The organism is Streptomyces sp. SCSIO 30461 (genome assembly GCF_037023745.1).
Classification (GTDB): domain Bacteria; phylum Actinomycetota; class Actinomycetes; order Streptomycetales; family Streptomycetaceae; genus Streptomyces.
In genome coordinates, this window is the sequence record NZ_CP146101.1 from 7,435,253 (window position 1) to 7,448,610 (window position 13,358).

Consider the following 13,358-nt stretch of genomic DNA (forward strand, 5'->3'; position numbering starts at 1 on the left):
GTTACACCGACCTCATCAGCAGGGTCGCGGCGATCAGCACAGCCGTACCTCCGAACATCGAGACCGCGTAGGTGCGGGCGTAGCCGTTCTGCAGTTTGCGCAGGCGACCCGAGAGCCCTCCGAAGGACGCCGCCGTGCCGTTGACCACCCCGTCGACCAGGGTGTGGTCCACGTAGACCAGCGATCGGGTGAGGTGCTCGCCACCTCGGACCAGGACCACATGGTTGAAGTCGTCCTGGAGGAGGTCCCGGCGGGCGGCCCGGGTGAGCAGCGAGCCGCGCGGGGCGGTCACCGGCACCGGGCGCCGTCCGTACTGGGCATAGGCGAGCGCCACACCGATCAGCATCACCGCGACGGTGCTGATGGTGACGGTGCCGGCACTGATCGGCGGGTGGCCGTGCTCGAACCCGGTCACCGGCTCAAGCCACTTGACGAACGATTCGTGGAAGGAGAACAGCCCGCCGGCGAAGACCGACCCGAAGGCCAGCACGATCATCGGCGCGGTCATGGTCCGCGGTGACTCGTGCGGATGAGGGGGTTCGCCGTTCTCGTCGGGCTGCCAGCGCTTCTCACCGAAGAAGGTCATCAGCATCACCCGCGTCATGTAGAACGCGGTGATCCCCGCGCCCAGCAGGGCCGCGCCGCCGAGGATCCAGCCTTCGGTGCCGCCCTTGGCGAACGCGGCCTCGATGATCTTGTCCTTGGAGTAGAAGCCGGACAGGCCGGGGAATCCGATGATGGCGAGGTAGCCGAGCCCGAAGGTGACGAAGGTGATCGGCATGTACTTCCGCAGGCCGCCGAACTTCCGCATGTCGACCTCGTCGTTCATGCCGTGCATGACCGAACCTGCGCCGAGGAAGAGCCCCGCCTTGAAGAAGCCGTGGGTCACCAGGTGCATGATCGCGAAGGCGTACCCGATCGGGCCGAGGCCCGCCGCCAGGATCATGTAACCGATCTGCGACATCGTCGAACCGGCAAGCGCCTTCTTGATGTCGTCCTTCGCGCAACCGATGATCGCACCGAAGAGCAGGGTGACCGCACCGACCGTCACCACCGCGAGTTGGGCGGTGGGTGCGGCGTTGAAGATGTCGCTGGAGCGGGTGATCAGGTAGACGCCGGCGGTGACCATGGTCGCCGCGTGGATCAGGGCCGAGACCGGGGTCGGGCCCTCCATCGCGTCCCCGAGCCAGGACTGGAGTGGCACCTGGGCGGACTTGCCGCAGGCAGCGAGGAGCAGAAGCAGCCCGAGCGCGGTCAGGGTGCCTTCGGACGCCTTCCCCGTGGAGTCCAGCACCGGCCCGAAGGCGAAGGTCCCGAAGGTGGTGAACATCAGCATGATGGCGATGGACAGGCCCATGTCGCCGACCCTGTTGACCAGGAAGGCCTTCTTGGCCGCCGTGGCCGCGCTGGGCTTGTGCTGCCAGAAGCCGATCAGCAGGTAAGAGGCGAGACCGACCCCCTCCCAGCCGACGTACAGCAGCAGGTAGTTGTCGGCGAGCACCAGCAGGAGCATCGCCGCGAGGAACAGGTTGAGATAGCCGAAGAAGCGGCGGCGGCGCTCGTCGTGCTCCATGTACCCGACCGAGTACAGATGGATGAGCGAGCCGACCCCGGTGATCAGCAGGACGAAGGTCATCGACAGCTGGTCGAGTTGGAAGGCCACGTCCGCCTGGAAGCCCTCGACCGGAATCCAGGTGTACAGATGCTGCGTCAGGGTGCGGTCGTCGCCGGGCCGGCCGAGCATGTCGGCGAACAGCACCACGCCGACGACGAAGGAAGCGGCGGCCAGTGCCGTGCCGATCCAGTGGCCCGTGCGGTCGAGTCGGCGCCCGCCGAGCAGCAGCACCGCCCCACCGAGCAGGGGCGCCGCGATCAGCAGCGCGATCAGGTTCTCTGCGTTGTCCACGAGTCTGCGACCCCTTACAGCTTCATCAGGCTGGCGTCGTCGACCGAGGCCGAGTGGCGGGAACGGAACAGCAACACGATGATCGCCAGCCCGACCACGACCTCGGCGGCGGCGACGACCATCGTGAAGAACGCGATGATCTGGCCGTCGAGATTGCCGTGCATCCGGGAGAAGGCGACGAACGCGAGGTTGCAGGCGTTGAGCATCAGCTCGACGCACATGAAGACCACGATCGCGTTCCGCCTGATCAGCACACCCGCGGCACCGATGGTGAACAGCAGTGAGGCGAGATAGATGTAGTTGACCGGGTTCACCGCTTGGCCTCCTCTCCGTCACGCCGACTGTCGTGCTCCGCATCGCGCCCGCTCTCGCTGCCTCCGCCGACGCGCCGAACATCGCGGTCGTGCTCGCCCCGGGCCCGCTCGTCCAGGAAGCGGCCGAGGCGCTCCTCCGAACGCTGCTCCAGCGCACGCAGGTCGTTCAGCGCCTCGCCGGACACATCGCGGATCTGACCGCGTGAGCGCAGGGTCTTGCTGACGCTGAGCTCCGACGGGGTGCCGTCCGGAAGCAGACCTGCGATGTCCACCGCGTTGTGCCGGGCGTAGACACCCGGAGCAGGCAGGGGCGGCAGGTGCTTGCCCTCGCGGACGCGCTGCGCGGCCAGCTCCCGCTGGGTGCTGGCCCGTTCCGTGCGCTCCCGGTTGGTGAGCACCATCGCTCCGACCGCCGCCGAGATCAGCAGGGCTCCGGTGATCTCGAAGGCGAACACGTACTTGGTGAAGATGAGGGCGGCGATGCCCTGGACGTTGCCGCTCGCGTTGGCCTCGCCGAGGCCGACGAAGGCATCGGGAGCCAGTGCCGCGTTGGCGATTCCGGCGATCAGCAGCACACCGAAACCGATGCCGCAGGCCGCGGCCAACCAGCGCTGCCCCTTGATGGTCTCCTTCAGGGAGTCCGCGGCCGTCACACCGACCAGCATCACGACGAACAGGAACAGCATCATGATCGCGCCGGTGTAGACGACGACCTGGACGATGCCGAGGAAGTACGCCCCGTTGGCCAGGTAGAAGACCGCCAGGACGATCATGGTCCCGGCGAGGCAGAGCGCGCTGTGGACGGCCTTCTTCATCAGGATGGTGCACAGCGCGCCGATCACGGCGACCGTGCCCAGCACCCAGAACTGCACGGCCTCCCCGGTGGAGGTGGCTGCGGCGAGAGTCGCGGCGTTCATACGTCGACCCCCTCCGGCTTCTGCTGCCCCTCCTCGGCCCCACGCGACTCGCCCGGCTCGCCCGTCTCCCCCTTGGAGACGGCGACCTGGCGCTCGGTGCCGGGAGCGGCTCCGGTGACCAGGCCCCGGTAGTAGTCCTGCTCGTCGGTGCCCGGGTAGATCTCGTGCGGGGAGTCGACCATGCCCGGCTCAAGACCCGCGAGCAACTGCTCCTTGGTGTAGATCAGGCTCTCGCGGGAGCTGTCGGCGAGCTCGAACTCATTGGTCATGGTGAGCGCGCGGGTCGGGCATGCCTCGATGCACAGCCCGCACAGGATGCAGCGGGCGTAGTTGATCTGGTAGACCCTGCCGTACCGCTCGCCCGGCGAATAGCGCTCCTCGTCGGTGTTGTCCGCGCCCTCCACATAGATGGCGTCGGCGGGACAGGCCCAGGCGCACAACTCGCAGCCGATGCACTTCTCCAGCCCGTCCGGGTGCCGGTTGAGCTGGTGCCGGCCGTGGAAGCGCGGCGCCGTCGTCTTCTGCTGTTCCGGATACTGCTCGGTCAGCCGCTTCTTGAACATGGCCTTGAAGGTCACGCCGAAGCCGGCGACCGGGTTCTGGAACGCACCCTCGGAATCTCGGGATTGCTCAGACACCGTCAGCCTCCTTTCCGTCACGAGAACCGTCACTGTCAGTATTGGGGCCACCACTGACAATCAACTCGCGGTCGGTGCGCGAGCGCCTGCGGGGCACCGGCGGCAACTCCTGTCCGGGCAGCGGAGGCACCGGGAACCCGCCCGCCATCGGATCGAAGGCGGCGGCCGCCTCGGCTGCTTCGGCCGTCGCCCGGCCGGACCGCTCCTTCTTGCCCCGGAAGAGGTCGACCAGGAAGGACAGCAGCAGCACGGCGAGCACCGCCGCGCCCACGTACAGCACGATCTGGGAGAAGTCCCGGCCTTCGTTGCGCAGCGCCCGTACGGTCGCGACAAGCATCAGCCAGACCACCGAGACCGGGATCAGCACCCTCCAGCCGAGCTTCATCAGCTGGTCGTAGCGGACGCGCGGGAGGGTGCCACGCAGCCAGATGAAGAAGAACAGCAGCAGCTGCACCTTGATGACGAACCAGAGCATCGGCCACCAGCCGTGGTTCGCGCCCTCCCAGAACGTGCTGATCGGGTACGGAGCCCGCCATCCACCGAGGAAGAGGGTCACGGAGACCGCCGAGACGGTGACCATGTTGACGTACTCGGCGAGCATGAACATCGCGAACTTGATCGACGAGTACTCGGTGTTGAAGCCGCCCACGAGGTCGCCCTCGGACTCCGGCATGTCGAACGGCGCCCGGTTGGTCTCGCCGATCATCGTCACGATGTAGATGAGGAACGACACCGGCAGCAGCAGGACGTACCAGCGGTCCGCCTGCGCCTCCACGATGGTCGAGGTCGACATCGACCCGGAGTAGAGGAAGACGGAGGCGAAGGCCGCGCCCATGGCGATCTCGTACGAGATCATCTGCGCGCACGAACGCAGTCCGCCGAGCAGCGGATACGTCGAGCCCGACGACCAACCGGCGAGCACGATGCCGTAGATGCCGACCGACGCCACCGCGAGGATGTACAGCATCGCGATCGGCAGATCGGTGAGCTGCATCGTGGTGCGCTGGCCGAGGATCGAGATCTCGTCGTTCGCGGGGCCGAAGGGGATCACCGCGATCGCCATGAACGCCGGGACGGCGGCGACGATCGGCGCGAGGACGTAGACCACCTTGTCCGCGCGCTTGACGATCAGGTCCTCCTTGAGCATCAGCTTCACGCCGTCCGCGAGGGACTGGAGCATGCCCCAGGGGCCGTGCCGGTTGGGCCCGATGCGCAGCTGCATCCAGGCGACGACCTTGCGCTCCCAGACGATGGAGAACAGGACCGTCACCATCAGGAACGCGAAGCAGAAGACCGCCTTGATGACGACGAGCCACCAGGGGTCCCGTCCGAACATCGAGAGGTCCTCGGCCGCGAGGAGGGTCGGGTTCACGCACGCACCTCCGGTACGTCGTCGCCTGCGGCGGTGGCACCAGGTGCGTCGCCCGGGCCGATACGGACCAGCCGGCCGGGCTCCGCGCCGGTGTCACCGGGCACCCCGCCACCGGTCGAGTTGAGCGGCAGCCAGACCACCCGGTCGGGCATCGCGGTCACCTGGAGCGGCAGTCGTACGGACCCTGCGGGCCCGGTGACGGACAGCAGGTCGCCGTCCTCGACCCCGGCCTCGGCCGCGGTGGCCGCGGAGAGACGGGCCACGGCCGCATGCCGGGTGCCCGCCAGCGCCTCGTCGCCCTGCTGCAGCAGCCCCTGGTCGAGCAGCATCCGGTGACCCGCGAGGATCGCCTCGCCGTCGCCGGGCCGGGGCAGCGGCCGGGCCGACTCGACGGGCCCGGCGGCGCGGGGGCCGCTCCAGGCGCCGAGCCGGTCCATCTCCCGCCGCACCGACCGCAGATCGGGCAGCCCGAAGTGCACATCGAGCGCGTCGGCGAGCATGTGCAGCACCCTGGTGTCCGTCGGCGGCAGCGCCCGGGCCATCTGATCGGGCTTGAGCGCCGCCTCGAAGGGCCGCGCCCTGCCTTCCCAGTTGAGGAACGTGCCGGACTTCTCGACCACGGCGGCGACCGGGAAGACCACATCGGCCCGCTCGGTCACCTCGGACGGCCGCAGCTCCAGTGAGACCAGGAAGCCCACCGCGTCCAGCGCCTCACGTGCCCGTGCCGGGTCGGGCAGGTCCGCGACCTCCACACCCGCGACGACCAGGGCTCCCAGCTCGCCGGTCACCGCGGCCTCCACGATCTGACCGGTGTCGCGGCCGTAGCGGTGGGGGAGTTCACGTACGCCCCAGGCCGCCGCGGTCTCCTCACGGGCACGCGGGTCGGTGGCGGGACGGCCGCCGGGCAGCAGCGACGGGATCGCGCCCGCCTCCACGGCGCCGCGCTCACCTGCCCGGCGCGGAATCCACACCAGTTGGGCTCCCGTTGCGGTGGCTGCCCTGAGCGCCGCCGTGTACGCGCCGGGCACTCCGGCCAGCCGCTCCCCCACCACGATCACGGCTCCGGGAGCGCGCAGCGCTTCGGCGGCCGCGCCGCCGTCGGCGTCCAGGCCGGTCCCGGATGCCAGGGCGTTCAACCACTCGGTCTCGGTGCCGGGGGCGGCGGGCAGCAGCACCCCGGACGCCTTCACCAGGCCGCGGGTGGCATGTGTGGCGAGTGCGTAGGTGCGCTGGCCGTGCTTGCGGGCCGCCTTGCGCAGCCGCAGGAAGACGCCGGGTGCCTCCTCCTCTGACTCGAAGCCCGCGAGCAGCACCGCGGGCGCCTTCTCCAGGGAGGTGTAGGTGGCTCCCCTGCGGTCCAGGACCAGGTCCCGACCGCGCCCGGCCACCGACGAGGCCAGGAAGTCGGCCTCTTCGGATGAGTGGACCCGGGCCCGGAAGTCGATGTCGTTGGTGTCCAGGGCGACCCGGGCGAACTTGGCGTACGCGTAGGCGTCCTCGACCGTGAGCCGGCCACCCGTCAGCACGGCGGCCCGGCCGCGCACCGCCGCGAGCCCGGCGGCCGCGGCCTCGAGGGCCTCCGGCCAGCTCGCCGTCTCCAGCTCGCCGGTCTCCTTGCTGCGGACCAGCGGCGTGGCGAGGCGGTCGCGCTGCTGGGCGTAGCGGAAGGCGAAGCGCCCCTTGTCGCAGATCCACTCCTCGTTGACCTCGGGGTCGTCGGCGGCGAGCCGCCGCATGACCTTGCCGCGCCGGTGGTCGGTGCGGGTCGCGCAGCCGCCCGCGCAGTGCTCGCAGACCGACGGCGACGACACCAGGTCGAAGGGGCGGGAGCGGAAGCGGTACGCGGCCGATGTCAGCGCGCCCACCGGGCAGATCTGGATGGTGTTTCCGGAGAAGTAGGACTCGAAGGGGTCGCCTTCGCCGGTGCCGACCTGCTGGAGCGCACCGCGTTCGAGCATTTCGATCATCGGGTCGCCGGCGACCTGGTTGGAGAAGCGGGTGCAGCGCGCGCACAGCACGCAGCGTTCGCGGTCGAGCAGCACTTGGGCGGAGACGTTGACCGGCTTCTCGTAGGTGCGCTTCCTGCCCTCGAACCTGGACTCGGCCTGCCCGTGGGACATGGCCTGGTTCTGGAGGGGGCACTCACCGCCCTTGTCGCAGACCGGGCAGTCGAGCGGGTGGTTGATCAGCAGCAGTTCCATCACGCCCTGCTGCGCCTTCTCGGCCACGGGCGAGGTGAGCTGGGTCCTGACGACCATGCCGTCGGTGCAGGTGATGGTGCAGGACGCCATCGGCTTGCGCTGGCCCTCGACCTCCACGATGCACTGTCGACAGGCGCCGACCGGGTCGAGCAGCGGGTGGTCGCAGAACCGCGGGATCTCGATCCCGAGCAGCTCAGCGGCTCGGATCACCAGGGTGCCCTTGGGCACGCTGATCTCGACACCGTCGATGGTCAGACCGACCAGGTCGTCGGGCGGGGGTGCGGTGTTGCCGCCGCCTGCGGACGCGGCGGACGTGGTGACGGTCATGCGGGCACCTCCAGGTCCCTGTCGGCCCAGGCCGTGGACTTCGCGGGGTCGAAGGGGCAGCCCCTGCCGCGGATGTGCTGCTCGTACTCGCCGCGGAAGTACTCGAGCGACGAGAAGATCGGCGAGGCGGCGCCGTCGCCGAGCGCGCAGAACGACTTGCCGTTGATGTTGTCGGCGATGTCGGCGAGCTTGTCGATGTCCGCCATGCTGCCCGCCCCGTTCTCGATGGCCTGCAGCAGTTGGACGAGCCAGTAGGTGCCCTCACGGCAGGGGGTGCACTTGCCGCAGGACTCATGGGCGTAGAACTCGGTCCAGCGGGTGACGGCCCGCACGACACAGGTCGTCTCGTCGAAGCACTGGAGTGCCTTGGTGCCGAGCATCGACCCGGCGGCGCCGACGCCCTCGTAGTCGAGCGGGACGTCGAGGTGCTCGTCGGTGAACATCGGGGTGGACGAGCCGCCCGGGGTCCAGAACTTCAGCCGGTGGCCGGGGCGCATCCCGCCGCTCATGTCGAGCAGCTGGCGCAGGGTGATGCCGAGCGGCGCCTCGTACTGGCCGGGCGACGCCACATGGCCACTGAGCGAGTACAGCGTGAAGCCCGGGGACTTCTCGGTGCCCATCGAGCGGAACCAGTCCTTGCCCCGGTGCACGATCGCGGGAACCGAGGCGATGGACTCGACGTTGTTCACCACAGTGGGGCACGCGTACAGACCGGCGACCGCGGGGAAGGGGGGGCGCAGCCGGGGCTGGCCGCGCCTGCCTTCCAGTGAGTCGAGGAGCGCGGTCTCCTCACCGCAGATGTACGCGCCGGCGCCCGCGTGCACGGTGATGTCGAGATCGAGCCCGCTGCCCAGGATGTTCCGGCCGACGTAACCGGCCTCGTAGGCCTCACGCACGGCTTCGTGCAGCCTGCGCAGTACGGGGACGACCTCGCCGCGCAGGTAGATGAAGGCGCGCTGGGAGCGGATCGCGTAGCAGGCGATCACGATGCCCTCGATCAGGGAGTGCGGGTTGGCGAACATCAGCGGGATGTCCTTGCAGGTCCCGGGCTCGGACTCGTCCGCGTTGACCACCAGGTAGTGCGGCTTGCCGTCCCCCTGCGGGATGAACTGCCACTTCATCCCGGTCGGGAAGCCCGCGCCGCCGCGGCCGCGCAGTCCGGAGTCCTTGATGTAGGCGATGAGGTCGTCCGGGGTCATCGCGAGCGCCTTGCGCAGGCCCTCGTAGCCCTCGTGGCGCCGGTAGGTGGCCAGGGTCCAGGACTCGGGGTCGTCCCAGAAGGCCGAGAGCACGGGTGCGAGCAGCTTCTCGGGGCTCGTCCCGCCGTCGGCCTCAGGCCCGTAATCGGTGGACACGGTCATCACTCCCCCTCCTTGGAGTCCCTTGGGTCGTCGATGTCCTTGGAGCCCTCGGCTACCGGGCCCGCGGAGTGCGAGGGGTCCGAGGCGGACGTCTGCTGCGGTGCGTCATGGGAGCTGAGGTGTTCCGCGGAGCCGACGTGCTCGGCCGGCGGTTCACCGGAGTGCGCCGCGCCGCGCGGGTGGACCACCCTCGGCTGCGGCGCCTCGCCCTTGGCCAGCCGCAGTCCGACCAGGGAGGCCGGGCCCGCGCCGCCGCCGGCCTCGACGGCTCCGGGTCGCTCGTCCGGGAAGCCGGCGAGGATGCGGGCCGTGTCCTTGAAGGTGCACAGCGGGGCGCCGCGGGTGGGTTCGACGGTCCGTCCGGCCCGCAGGTCGTCCACGAGCCCGCGCGCCGACTCCGGCGTCTGGTTGTCGAAGAACTCCCAGTTGACCATCACCACGGGCGCGAAGTCGCAGGCCGCGTTGCACTCGATGTGCTCAAGGGTGATCTTGCCGTCCTCGGTGGTGCCGCCGTTCCCGACGTCGAGGTGCTCCTTGAGTTCCTCGAAGATGGCGTCGCCGCCCATCACCGCGCACAGCGTGTTGGTGCACACTCCGACCTGGTAGTCGCCGGAGGGTTTGCGCCGGTACATGGTGTAGAAGGTGGCGACCGCGGTGACCTCCGCCGTGGTCAGGTCAAGCAGCTCCGCGCAGAACCGCATCCCGGTGCGGGTGACATGGCCCTCCTCCGACTGCACCAGGTGCAGCATCGGGAGCAGCGCGGAGCGGCTGTCCGGGTAGCGGGCGATGATCGCCTTGGCGTCGGTCTCTAGCCGGGCCCGCACGTCGGCCGGGTAGTCGGGTGCGGGGAGCTGGGGCATCCCCAGGCTGACGTCAGTCACCGGTCGACACCTCCCATCACGGGGTCGATGGACGCGACGGCGACGATCACGTCGGCCACCTGGCCGCCCTCGCACATCGCCGCCATGGACTGGAGATTGGTGAACGAGGGGTCCCGGAAGTGGACCCGGTAGGGGCGGGTGCCGCCGTCGGAGACCACATGGACGCCGAGCTCGCCCTTGGGCGACTCGACCGCCGCGTAGGCCTGCCCGGCAGGGACCCGGAAGCCCTCGGTGACCAGCTTGAAGTGGTGGATCAGGGCCTCCATCGAGGTGCCCATGATCTTCTTGATGTGGTCGAGTGAGTTGCCGAGTCCGTCGGGTCCGAGCGCGAGCTGCGCGGGCCAGGCGATCTTCTTGTCGGCGACCATGACCGGACCCGGGGCCAGCCGGTCCAGGCACTGCTCGACGAGCCGCAGTGACTGGCGCATCTCCTCGAGGCGGATGAGGAAGCGGCCGTAGGAGTCGCAGGTCTCGGCGGTCGGCACGTCGAACTCGTAGTTCTCGTAGCCGCAGTACGGGTCGGACTTGCGCAGGTCGTGCGGCAGGCCGGTGGAACGCAGGATCGGGCCGGTCGCGCCGAGCGCCATGCAGCCGGTGAGGTCGAGATGGCCGACACCCTGCATCCGGGCCTTGAAGATCGGGTTCCCGGTGGCGAGCTTGTCGTACTCCGGGAGGTTCTTCTTCATCTTCTTCACGAACTCGCGGATCTGGTCCACGGCGCCCGGGGGCAGGTCCTGAGCCAGTCCGCCGGGACGGATGTACGCGTGGTTCATCCGCAGGCCGGTGATGAGCTCGTAGATGTCGAGAATGAGTTCACGATCACGGAATCCGTAGATCATGATCGTGGTGGCGCCGAGCTCCATACCGCCGGTGGCGATGCACACCAGGTGGGAGGAGAGCCGGTTGAGCTCCATGAGGAGCACCCGGATGACGGAGGCGCGATCCGGGATCTGGTCCTCGATGCCGAGCAGCTTCTCGACCGCGAGGCAGTACGCCGTCTCGTTGAAGAACGGCGTCAGATAGTCCATGCGCGTGACGAAGGTGGTGCCCTGCGTCCAGGTCCGGTATTCGAGGTTCTTCTCGATACCGGTGTGGAGGTAGCCGATGCCGCAGCGCGCCTCGGTGACGGTCTCGCCGTCGATCTCCAGGATCAGGCGGAGCACTCCGTGGGTGGACGGGTGCTGGGGGCCCATGTTGACGACGATGCGCTCGTCGTCGGCCTTGGCCGCGCTCTGGGCGATCTCGTCCCAGTCGCCACCGGTGACCGTGTAGACGGTGCCCTCGGTGGTCTCGCGAGCCGACGAGAGAGTCGTCCCGGAGGGACCCGACGAGGGGCGGTGGTCCGGTGACGGGTGGGCAGATGGGGTGGTCACGAGTACGACCTCCGCTGGTCCGGAGCCGGGATCTGGGCGCCCTTGTACTCGACGGGGATGCCGCCGAGCGGGTAGTCCTTGCGCTGCGGGAAGCCCTGCCAGTCGTCCGGCATCATGATCCGGGTGAGGGCCGGGTGGCCGTCGAAGACCAGGCCGAAGAAGTCGTAGGCCTCGCGCTCGTGCCAGTCGTTGGTCGGATAGACCCCGACGAGTGACGGGATGTGCGGGTCCGTGTCCGGGGCGCTGACCTCCAGCCGGACCAGCCGTCCGTGAGTGAGCGAGCGCAGGTGGTAGACGGCGCGCAGCTCGCGGCCCTTGTCCTCGGGGTAGTGCACACCGCTCACGCCTGTGCAGAGCTCGAAGCGCAACGCGGGGTCGTCGCGCAGGGTCTTCGCCACCCGGACGAGGTGCTCGCGGGCGACATGGAAGGTGAGCTCGCCCCGGTCGACCACGGTCTTCTCGATCGCGTTCTCCGGCAGGAGGCCCTGTTCCTCCAGGGCGCCTTCGAGCTCGTCGGCCACCTCGTCGAAGACTCCTTGCTCGCCTCGGCCGCGTGGTCCGCCGTACGGACGGGTGGCCGCGCCGGGCAGCCGTACGGAGCGTACGAGCCCGCCGTAGCCGGAGGTGTCGCCGCCGTCACGGGCGCCGAACATCCCGCGCTGGACGCGGATCTCCTCGCCGTGGTCGCCGCGCTGCCCCGGCAGGTTCTGCTCGGCGATCTCCTTCTCCGGGTTGGGCTGGTCGTCGCGTGCATCGCTCATCGGAGCAGCCCCTTCATCTCGATCGTGGGCAGCGCCTTGAGTGCCGCTTCCTCCGCTTCCCGGGCCGCTTCCTTGGCGTTCACGCCGAGCTTGGAGTTCTGGATCTTGTGATGGAGCTTGAGGATCGCGTCCATCAGCATCTCCGGCCGCGGGGGGCAGCCCGGCAGATAGACGTCGACCGGCACAATGTGGTCAACACCCTGCACAATCGCGTAATTGTTGAACATTCCACCCGATGAGGCGCATACGCCCATGGAGATCACCCACTTGGGATTGGGCATCTGGTCGTAGACCTGGCGCAGAACCGGGGCCATCTTCTGGCTCACCCGCCCGGCGACGATCATCAGATCGGCCTGCCGTGGCGAGCCGCGGAAGACCTCCATACCGAAGCGGGCGAGGTCGTACCGCCCGGCACCGGTCGTCATCATCTCGATGGCGCAGCAGGCGAGGCCGAAGGTCGCGGGGAAGACGGACGCCTTTCGCACCCAGCCCGCGGCCTGCTCGACGGTGGTGAGCAGAAAGCCGCTCGGAAGTTTCTCTTCGAGTCCCATGAGTGTGCCCCTCAGCCCCTCAGTCCCATTCCAGGCCGCCGCGCCGCCAGACGTACGCGTAGGCGACGAAGACGGTGAGCACGAAGAGCAGCATCTCCACGAGCCCGAAGATCCCCAGCGCGTCGAAGCTGACGGCCCAGGGATAGAGGAAGACGATCTCGATATCGAAGATGATGAAGAGCATCGCCGTCAGGTAGTACTTGATCGGGAAGCGGCCCCCTCCGGCCGGCGTCGGCGTGGGCTCGATGCCGCATTCATAGGCTTCGAGCTTCGCGCGGTTGTAGCGCTTCGGGCCGACAAGCGTGGCCATGACCACGGAGAAGATCGCAAAGCCTGCCCCTAGGGCGCCGAGCACAAGGATGGGCGCGTAGGCATTCACGCTCCTCGCTCCTTCCAGTCGTCTTTGACCGTTGGACCGCACCGGGCTCTACTCCGCCGCCTCGGAAGATCGTGCGTATGTGAGGCAGTTCACAAGCCCGACTGCTCCGCATCCTATGCCCGCCGGTCTGTGATCTGCGACACGGGGTACGACAACGACTTTGTGATCTCCACCACCTGACGAAGGATCATGAACATGGATGAGCGGTGATCTTGCACATCAAGCGCACGAGCGACTACAAGAGGTCACCTTTTGGAACGTTACCGCTGGTCAGGGGCTCGACGGCATTACCAGCAGCACCACGGACAGGCAAATTCGCGAGCCACCGGAGTGGGTGATAGAGGAGCCCATCACCCGAGCGGGGGACCCCATGGACG

General features: G+C 68.7%; 12 protein-coding genes. All 12 read right to left on the minus strand.

Going from position 1 to position 13,358, the window contains the following annotated elements:
- Position 1: 1 nt before the first annotated feature.
- The 12 genes from nuoL to V1460_RS33465 are packed head-to-tail and all read right to left on the minus strand — an operon-like array spanning position 2 to position 12,981.
- Positions 2-1,906, minus strand: a complete 1,905-nt coding sequence (gene nuoL, locus V1460_RS33410; RefSeq protein WP_338677327.1) for an NADH-quinone oxidoreductase subunit L — start codon at positions 1,904-1,906, stop codon at positions 2-4.
- Positions 1,907-1,920: 14 nt separating this feature from the next.
- Positions 1,921-2,220 carry an NADH-quinone oxidoreductase subunit NuoK gene (gene nuoK, locus V1460_RS33415; protein ID WP_338677328.1) on the minus strand — a complete coding sequence of 100 codons (300 nt, stop codon included), beginning with the start codon at positions 2,218-2,220 and terminating at the stop codon, positions 1,921-1,923.
- The gene (locus tag V1460_RS33420; protein WP_338677329.1) at positions 2,217-3,137 is read right to left on the minus strand and encodes an NADH-quinone oxidoreductase subunit J; all 921 of its coding nucleotides are present in this window, start codon (positions 3,135-3,137) and stop codon (positions 2,217-2,219) included. The genes nuoK and V1460_RS33420 overlap by 4 nt, the downstream gene beginning before the upstream one ends.
- On the minus strand, positions 3,134-3,775 hold the full coding sequence (gene nuoI / locus V1460_RS33425) for an NADH-quinone oxidoreductase subunit NuoI (protein ID WP_338677330.1): 642 nt from the start codon (positions 3,773-3,775) through the stop codon (positions 3,134-3,136). Before nuoI ends, V1460_RS33420 begins: the two co-directional genes overlap by 4 nt.
- On the minus strand, positions 3,768-5,111 hold the full coding sequence (gene nuoH / locus V1460_RS33430; RefSeq protein ID WP_338678311.1) for an NADH-quinone oxidoreductase subunit NuoH: 1,344 nt from the start codon (positions 5,109-5,111) through the stop codon (positions 3,768-3,770). The genes nuoI and nuoH overlap by 8 nt, the downstream gene beginning before the upstream one ends.
- 32 nt (positions 5,112-5,143) lie before the next feature.
- Positions 5,144-7,675, minus strand: coding sequence for an NADH-quinone oxidoreductase subunit G (locus V1460_RS33435; RefSeq protein WP_338677331.1), 2,532 nt, complete (start codon positions 7,673-7,675; stop codon positions 5,144-5,146).
- Positions 7,672-9,036, minus strand: a complete 1,365-nt coding sequence (nuoF, locus tag V1460_RS33440; protein WP_338677332.1) for an NADH-quinone oxidoreductase subunit NuoF — start codon at positions 9,034-9,036, stop codon at positions 7,672-7,674. Before nuoF ends, V1460_RS33435 begins: the two co-directional genes overlap by 4 nt.
- Complete coding sequence (gene nuoE, locus V1460_RS33445; protein WP_338678312.1) at positions 9,036-9,896, minus strand: NADH-quinone oxidoreductase subunit NuoE; 861 nt, start codon at positions 9,894-9,896, stop codon at positions 9,036-9,038. The genes nuoF and nuoE overlap by 1 nt, the downstream gene beginning before the upstream one ends.
- Positions 9,897-9,913: 17 nt before the next feature.
- Positions 9,914-11,290 carry an NADH-quinone oxidoreductase subunit D gene (locus V1460_RS33450; RefSeq protein WP_338677333.1) on the minus strand — a complete coding sequence of 459 codons (1,377 nt, stop codon included), beginning with the start codon at positions 11,288-11,290 and terminating at the stop codon, positions 9,914-9,916.
- Positions 11,287-12,051 (minus strand): NADH-quinone oxidoreductase subunit C, encoded by a 765-nt coding sequence (locus V1460_RS33455; protein WP_338677334.1) that lies wholly within the window; start codon positions 12,049-12,051, stop codon positions 11,287-11,289. Before V1460_RS33455 ends, V1460_RS33450 begins: the two co-directional genes overlap by 4 nt.
- A complete protein-coding gene (locus V1460_RS33460; protein WP_338677335.1) occupies positions 12,048-12,602 on the minus strand; it encodes an NADH-quinone oxidoreductase subunit B family protein in 555 nt (184 codons plus the stop codon). The genes V1460_RS33455 and V1460_RS33460 overlap by 4 nt, the downstream gene beginning before the upstream one ends.
- Positions 12,603-12,621: 19 nt before the next feature.
- The gene (locus tag V1460_RS33465) at positions 12,622-12,981 is read right to left on the minus strand and encodes an NADH-quinone oxidoreductase subunit A (protein WP_017948722.1); all 360 of its coding nucleotides are present in this window, start codon (positions 12,979-12,981) and stop codon (positions 12,622-12,624) included.
- Positions 12,982-13,358: the final 377 nt, after the last annotated feature.

What these genes read in the sequence shown, in the direction of transcription:
- nuoE (WP_338678312.1), bottom strand. Translation starts at nt 9,896, where the DNA reads ATGCCCCAGCTCCCCGCACCCGACTACCCGGCCGACGTGCGGGCCCGG.
- V1460_RS33455 (WP_338677334.1), bottom strand. Translation starts at nt 12,051, where the DNA reads ATGAGCGATGCACGCGACGACCAGCCCAACCCGGAGAAGGAGATCGCC.
- nuoF (WP_338677332.1), bottom strand. Translation starts at nt 9,036, where the DNA reads ATGACCGTGTCCACCGATTACGGGCCTGAGGCCGACGGCGGGACGAGC.
- V1460_RS33420 (WP_338677329.1), bottom strand. Translation starts at nt 3,137, where the DNA reads ATGAACGCCGCGACTCTCGCCGCAGCCACCTCCACCGGGGAGGCCGTG.
- V1460_RS33460 (WP_338677335.1), bottom strand. Translation starts at nt 12,602, where the DNA reads ATGGGACTCGAAGAGAAACTTCCGAGCGGCTTTCTGCTCACCACCGTC.
- nuoH (WP_338678311.1), bottom strand. Translation starts at nt 5,111, where the DNA reads ATGTTCGGACGGGACCCCTGGTGGCTCGTCGTCATCAAGGCGGTCTTC.
- V1460_RS33435 (WP_338677331.1), bottom strand. Translation starts at nt 7,675, where the DNA reads ATGACCGTCACCACGTCCGCCGCGTCCGCAGGCGGCGGCAACACCGCA.